Raw genomic sequence first — 470 nt, forward strand, 5'->3', positions numbered from 1 at the left:
CCTCGGCGGCGGCCGCCAGGCGGCGGGCGTGCGCCTCGGCGCCGGCCAGGTCGCCGCGGCGCAGGGCGGCCTCGACCAGCACGGCCCAGCCCAGCGGCGCGTACAGCGGCATGCCCGCCTCCTCGGCGATGGCGAGCCCGGCGCCGGCCCGGGTCACCGCGTCGGTCAGGGCGCCGCGCGCGAGGGCGAGGCAGGAGCCGAGGATCAGCGGGACGCCGCGCAGCACGGGGGCGCCACGGCGGGCGATCTCGTCGGCGAGCGCGTCGACCGCGGCCGCCGCCTCCGCGGTCTGGCGCAGGTGGGTGAGCATGGCGGCCAGCGGCAGCCGGGCGGGCGCATGCCAGGGCACGGCCGCGCCGCCGTCGGCGCGCTTGACCGCCTCCCGGGCCAGGTGCAGGCCCTCGCCGAGCCGGCCCGCGCGCCAGTGGGCCTCGGCCAGCACGCCGGGCGCGCCCGCCAGGGACGCGCCG

General features: G+C 83.2%; 1 pseudogene. It reads right to left on the bottom strand.

Going from position 1 to position 470, the window contains the following annotated elements:
- Positions 1 to 470: pseudogene (locus RKE29_RS30425) on the bottom strand (hypothetical protein); the annotation flags it as partial.

This window comes from Streptomyces sp. B1866, assembly GCF_031932565.1.
Lineage (GTDB): Bacteria > Actinomycetota > Actinomycetes > Streptomycetales > Streptomycetaceae > Streptomyces.